Annotated in this window: 5 protein-coding genes; all 5 read left to right on the top strand. The window is 50.1% G+C overall.

Annotation, left to right across the window (positions count from 1 at the left end; all coding sequences use genetic code 11):
* The first annotated feature begins 175 nt into the window (after positions 1 to 175).
* Entirely contained in the window at positions 176 to 1,357 is a 1,182-nt protein-coding gene (locus tag B2633_RS14625; RefSeq protein WP_483171467.1) for a CapA family protein, read from the top strand.
* A 274-nt stretch (positions 1,358 to 1,631) separates the two neighbouring features.
* On the top strand, positions 1,632 to 1,829 hold the full coding sequence (locus tag B2633_RS14620) for a Com family DNA-binding transcriptional regulator (RefSeq protein ID WP_483171466.1): 198 nt from the start codon (positions 1,632 to 1,634) through the stop codon (positions 1,827 to 1,829).
* 509 nt (positions 1,830 to 2,338) lie between these two features.
* Positions 2,339 to 3,316 (top strand): CoA transferase subunit A, encoded by a 978-nt coding sequence (locus B2633_RS14615; RefSeq protein WP_483171465.1) that lies wholly within the window; start codon positions 2,339 to 2,341, stop codon positions 3,314 to 3,316.
* Positions 3,317 to 4,129 carry a CoA-transferase subunit beta gene (locus B2633_RS14610; protein WP_481037977.1) on the top strand — a complete coding sequence of 271 codons (813 nt, stop codon included), beginning with the start codon at positions 3,317 to 3,319 and terminating at the stop codon, positions 4,127 to 4,129. It begins immediately after the preceding gene.
* 291 nt (positions 4,130 to 4,420) lie between these two features.
* Entirely contained in the window at positions 4,421 to 6,055 is a 1,635-nt protein-coding gene (locus tag B2633_RS14605) for an Ig-like domain-containing protein (protein ID WP_483171464.1), read from the top strand.
* Positions 6,056 to 6,302 lie beyond the last annotated feature (247 nt).

The following is a 6,302-nucleotide window of genomic DNA, read 5'->3' as shown; positions in this document are numbered from 1 at the left end:
CGAATAACTGCGTTGCTCAATAGGTCCGCTCCATCGGCATACTATTTGTACGCCTCAATCGCGGGCCTATTGAGCGCCTGGTTCTTCGCTTCCGTCCCTGCCCTGCAAACCCGTTGACTTTGTCAACAAGCCCAACCCTTGCTTTAAGCAGGGTGTTTCCTTCAGGAAGGTGATTGTGCTGCGTAAAATACTGAAGCTTTTCTTTGCCCTTGTTCTGGTCGCAGGTGGTTGGACAGCTTATTCCTGGTACGGCGGGACCTTGTTTGGACCTGAGGCGGTGCCGGTTGCCTATCAACCCCAGACCGAAAACATACAACACCTTACCATCACTGCGGCTGGTGATTGTTTGATGCACAACACCCAGATTTGGGCGGGGCAGGAAGGCGATATATTCAACTTCGATCACTTTTTCCAAGATATTGCGCCGTATCTGCTGGAGGGCCAGATTACCAGCACCTGTTTTGAAGCCCCCATGGCTGGAGCGCAGGCGGTTTACACCGGTTATCCCTTGTTCAACAGCCCGGATGCCATGGCCGATACCTTTAAGAATGCCGGCTTTGACATCGTCGTAACCGCCCATAACCACATTATGGACCGGGGCGTCAAAGGCGCCCTGCGCACCATGGAGGTTTTGGAAAGTCGAGGCCTGGATGCGTTGGGAACTTACAGTGCCGCCGAAGACGGGCGTAAACCGGTTATCAAAGAGGTCAGCGGGATTAAGGCAGGTTATCTGGGCTATACTTACAGCACCAATGGCATTCCGGTTCCAGATGATTATGAGTACATGGTGAATTTCATCGATCGGGATAAAATAGTGGCCGATATAAAGGATTTGCGGCCCCAGGTGGATATTGTGATTCTCGTTCTGCACTGGGGAGTGGAATACACCCCTCTTCCCACTCCGGAGCAAAAGGAAATGGCCCGTCTGTTTCTCGAATCCGGAGCAGATGTGATTTTAGGCAGCCACCCCCATGTTATTCAAACCATGGAAGTAGTAAACATCAATGATGAACCCAAATTCGTAATCTACGGCATGGGCAACTTTATCAGCCATCAAAACGGCCAGGAACGCAACAGCGGGATTGTGCTAAAGATTGACTTCAGCAAGGATTTAAGTACCGATCGCACCCAAATTGAGAAGATTGATTACACCCCTACTTTTTCACATCATTATAAGGCAAACGGCAAAACCCGATTCCGGGTGGTGGCGATCGAAGACACCATTCAACGCATTCGAGACGGGCAGGAAACCGTATTTACCAGTCAGGATATCCCTTTATTGCAGGCGGTGCTGGATGATACCCGCAAGCGGCTGGGTCCTTCCTGGCAAAGATCAGGCATGGCCAGAAATGAATAAACAATCTGCAAAACTACTTGTTGCATAATTACAGCATTTGCTGCATAATGGCAATAAGGTTGAATAGAGATATTATAATAGACCCCCTTGTAACTGCTTGAAAATTTATAATAAATCAGCACTCACAGATAAGATTAGATAACAGTATCCGGTTACATTGAATACACTCGCTTGGATTCCCACTATAGTGATAGAATATTGTTATAGCGCGCATTTTACCGTGCCGGCAACAGAAATAGGCCTGCAGTAAGATGTTAAGGGGTGGAGAATAGTAATGAAAGATCTGCGGTGCAAGAAGTGCAACAAATTGCTCTGTCGTTATCGGGATTGTATCGAGTTGGAGATCAAATGCCCCCGTTGCGGAACCGTAAACAGCCTTACCAGTTATGTTCACATCACTAAACCAAAGACCGCGAAAGAGGAGCGAAACGTAAACGTAATACCGGTCAGATCCGACAGCAATGTTGGATGACTGGCTGAACAGCATTACATACATTGACGGTGGATAGCATTACCACCATGATACCATGAGGGCCTTCGAGCACCGGCAATAATTTGCCGGTATTTCTTTTTGGTGCAAGTTTACATATCAGCCTCAGGCGTTTAAGCAAATTGGGGTAAGGTCTAGTACCCGGGTCTTATCCTATCCTATAAAAATGGTGTTTCCCAATTCCCTAACTAACATATCCTCATTTGAGGAGGGCCGCAGAGCCCCGTCGCTAATAGACGGGGCTTTCATGTGCATGAGAGGAGGTGGACAGAAGCAACAGAATAAGTCTGGTTCTGTTTAAACCGGGCGGCGCCGAAGCAGGGAGGTGGTTCCCCAGGGGAATTGTCAACCTGAATCAGCAGTTGTCCCAGTTGTATTCTGTCCCTGATCGGTTGCATGTGACCGGGGTCATCCCGGAGACCTGCCTCAAAAACCACATGTAACGTTGCTCAATTTTGTGAAGAGTCGTAAAGAAGAGGAGGAGGAGAGTAATGGGTTCCATAAACCAACTTTCTCTGAAAGAAGCGGTCGCTCTAATTCAAGACGGCGATTGTTTGGCATTCAGCGGTTTTACTATCTGGCGCCGGCCCGCAGCTATGTGCTATGAAATCCTGCGTCAGGGCAAAAAGAATCTGCACCTGTTTGAAGTGCAGGGTGGATTCCACAGTGAAGTATTAGTCGGCGGCGGCGCCGTAAAGCTATGGGAAGGCAGCTGGATGGGCCAGGAAATCCTGGGAAAAACCGGCGTAAACCTTTCCAGAAAACAGGTTGCCGGCGAGGTTATCGTCGACGATTTGAGCCATGGCCACGCAGTAGCCCGGGTTATGGCCGGGGCAGTCAATGTCCCCTTCTTCCCCACTGCGTTAGCAATGGGAACAGACATCTTAAATCCTGAGTATGATGGATTTGCCAAAGCCGGTCTGCGTACCGGAGCCTATCCCAAGATCCCCAAAGAAAAATACGTTAAATTCAAAGATCCCTTCTATGACATGGGGGAAATGCTGTTGATGCCCGCCATTAAGCCCAATTGGGGCCTGGTCTATGCACCCATGGTAGGCGATGAAGGTACGGTCCGCGTACTGGCGCAGAGCTACAACGACTCAGATGTCATCAAAGCCTGTGACAAGGTTATCGTGGTCACTGAGGAAATAGTGCCTGATGAATACCTGCGCCGCGACCCGTCTGCCAATATCGCCACCGGGTATGAAATCGACTATGTGGTGGTTTGCCCCTGGGCAGCTCATCCCACCGGATCTCAGTACTATTATGACACAGATGCCGATTTCCTCAGGAGCTTCAACTCCAACACCAAGAAACAGGACGGCTTTGACAAATTTGCAGAAGAGTGGATTTTTGGGGTAAACGACCACTGGGAATACCTCGAAAAGCTTGGTGTAAAACGCCTGGAGACCTTAAGAGCCAGTCAGGCAACCGGCTATTCCAGCAGGGTGAAAAGGGGGACGAGATAAATGACTGCAAGCACTGAATACGCAAAAGTCGGGGAATTCAAACCCATAGACCTGCTGGCTGCCGCGGCTGCCAGGGAAGTCCGGGATGGCGACGTCGTATTTGCAGGAACAGGTCTTCCCATGCTGGCCATCGCTTTGGCCCAGAATGAACATGCGCCCAATGCTGCATGCATCTATGAAGCCGGCAGCATTGACGGCAGGCCGATTGACCTGCCTACCTCCGTGGGCGATGCCCGCTGCGCCTATCAAGCTGCCAAAGCCGGCGGTTTGTTTGAAACCTTCTATGGTCAGCTTCATGCCGGATATGTTGATCTGGGCTTTTTAGGAGGCGCGGAGATCGACAAGTACGGCAGCCTCAATACTACCTATGTCGGCACCCATGCCAGTCCCAAGCAGCGCTTCACCGGCAGCGGCGGCAATGCCGACATCCTTTCCTTCGCTCGCAGAACGGTTTTGATCATGGTGCAGGAAAAACGCCGCTTCAGTGAGCGCCTGGAATATGTGACCTCACCGGGCTGGATGGTGAGGAACTGGCCCGATACGGAATATGTGCCTAAAAGTCAAGTCTATGGCAAGTACTGCTATGGCGGACCCACCGCCTGCATTACCGACATGGCCATATTCAGATTCGACGACAGCGGCGTCATGTACCTGGATACTGTACATCCCGGATTCAGCGCGGAAGATGTCAAGAACAACGTGGACTTCGATCTGGATATATCCAGGTGCAGCGGCGAAACCAAACCGCCGACCTACCAACAGCTGGAGATACTCTACAAAGTCGTAGACCCCGAAGGAATCTTCCTGCCCTAGCCATCATTGTGACAGCAAGACCGAAAAAGGCCCCGGGTTTTCAATCCGGGGTCTTTTGACGCAAGCAGGGGGTGACAGACTGTGCCCATGCCTGCGCCTTTTGCGTCAGTCTCAGTGAAAGCATTACAACAGTTTACACGTAATTACAAATATATGCAGAAGAGGGTGAAAAGAGAAAGGAGGCTTACTTGGTGGCTTTTTACCCGTCTTTATCCGGATTGCTACAGAAATACCATCAATGTATAATTGTGAAAACATCGTTTTATAAATTAAAAAAGGAGGGCTGGCTTCATGAGGAAGTTACGCCAAGCAGGAATCGCCGCCTTACTGAGCTGCGCATTTTTATTGTGGACTTTATCTTCCGGTGCGGGTGTGGCTTTAGCTGCTGCAAAACCCGATGTGAGTGCATACTTTGCTGAGGTAGAAGATGATTATGTTATCCTGGAGGGCGTCGTCGATGATGATGGCGGAGATGATATTACCGAATACGGGTTCTATTACGGTGAAGACGAAGATGATATGGACAAGGTCAAGGTCGGCAGCAGTATCAGCGAAGGCAGGGATTTCTCCAAACGCTTATATGTTGATGATGAGCTCGATGAAGGCACCACCTATTACTTCCGGGCCTATGCCAGGAGTTCTGCAGGAACCGGTTACAGCAGCGTCAGGAGCTTTAAAACCGAAGGCGGGAGTGGGAGTTATCCGACGGTAATAACCGAGGATTATGATTTAGATGGTGTGAATGTCACCATATACGGCAGTATTGATGACGACGGCGGCTATGATATCACCGAATATGGCTTCTACTACGGTGAAGATAAAAACGACATGGAAAAGATACGGGTCGGTAGGACCGATATCGATGAAGGCGACGAATTTGAATATGAGCTGGAAGACCTGGACGAAGACACCCGGTATTATTATCAGGCCTATGCCAAGAACTCTAAAGGCACTGACTATGGGGATATTGAATATTTTTACACCGATGAGGACGAAGGCGGGGGAAGAGACAGCGATAAGCCTGATGTCACCACCAAGACTCCGCTGGTAGGCGTTGACTATTTCCTTTTCTACGGAATCGTAGATGACCGGGGGGACTCCGATATCAAGGAATACGGATTCTACTGGGGTACTGATAATAATCCCTCCAATAAGGTGAATGTGGGAACAAAGATTGACGAAGACCGTACCTTCAGTTATGAATTTGATGATCCCAAGGCTGGGCAGACCTATTATGTCAAGGCTTATGCCCGCAATTCCTCCGGGACCAGCTATGGCGATACGGTCCGGGTAGGCTCGTCGAAAACCGGCAACCAGGCCAGCCTGGATGTCAAGGTGACCAATGTCGTGTCTGGCTCTGCTACCTTAATGGGCACAGTATTATCCAATGGCGACAGTACCATCACCGAGTACGGCTTCTATTATGCCCCCACCGGTGGAACCGAGAAACAGATCCGTTTCTTTGGCAGTATCAGCGCCAACATGCCTTATCAGTATTATCTGGGAGGTTTAACCCCCGGTACATACACGGTAAAATCTTATGCTGTTAACAGCGCCGGCACCGCGTATAGCCTTCCGGCCACCATTACTGTTAGCGGAAGCGGCAGTGGCGTGGTAACTCCGCCACCCACCACCACGCCTGCTCCGGCAGGAAAAGCGCCGGTGGTCTTGGTCAGCACCCCTGCACCAGGTATGGTGATCACCCGGGGACAGACCATAGAGATCGCTTCCAGCTCCACTGACGATGTTAAGGTTGAAGCCATGGGAATGTATATAAACGGGATCCAAAAGTTCCGCTGCACCGGCTCCAGTTTCCAATACTTCTGGAGTACAGCCGGTATCGCCCCGGGGACTTACACTATCCGCATCACTTCCTGGGACGGGGTTCTGGTAGGTGAACGCGTCTTCAGTGTGACGGTTAATTGACCTGAAGCCAGATACTGGTTTCTAATGATAAGCTGATTGCCAGGATTTCTGTAAAGAATCAACAAGGGGCGAACCGGGTTCGCCCCTTGTTGCCGTCCGGATATTATTGCCCGGGGCAACTGACGGCCTGGCTAAGAACTATAATGGTGAAGTGACTGCAAAAGGATTATTTTCCGGGCAGTTTCGTGAAATATTAAGGAAATTCTTTCTTTGTCGACTCTATTGAGAAGGAACTGAAGGTGTGAAG

The sequence above is a fragment of the Syntrophomonas sp. UBA1041 genome, from assembly GCF_002316705.1.
Classification (GTDB): Bacteria; Bacillota; Syntrophomonadia; order Syntrophomonadales; family Syntrophomonadaceae; genus DTU019.
Note: the sequence above shows the minus strand (reverse complement) of the source record. Positions and strands in the feature narration are given on the sequence as shown.

Bases quoted from the DNA above. Each gene is read 5' to 3' on its own strand.
- B2633_RS14620 (WP_483171466.1), top strand. From the start codon at position 1,632: ATGAAAGATCTGCGGTGCAAGAAGTGCAACAAATTGCTCTGTCGTTAT.
- B2633_RS14610 (WP_481037977.1), top strand. From the start codon at position 3,317: ATGACTGCAAGCACTGAATACGCAAAAGTCGGGGAATTCAAACCCATA.
- B2633_RS14615 (WP_483171465.1), top strand. From the start codon at position 2,339: ATGGGTTCCATAAACCAACTTTCTCTGAAAGAAGCGGTCGCTCTAATT.
- B2633_RS14605 (WP_483171464.1), top strand. From the start codon at position 4,421: ATGAGGAAGTTACGCCAAGCAGGAATCGCCGCCTTACTGAGCTGCGCA.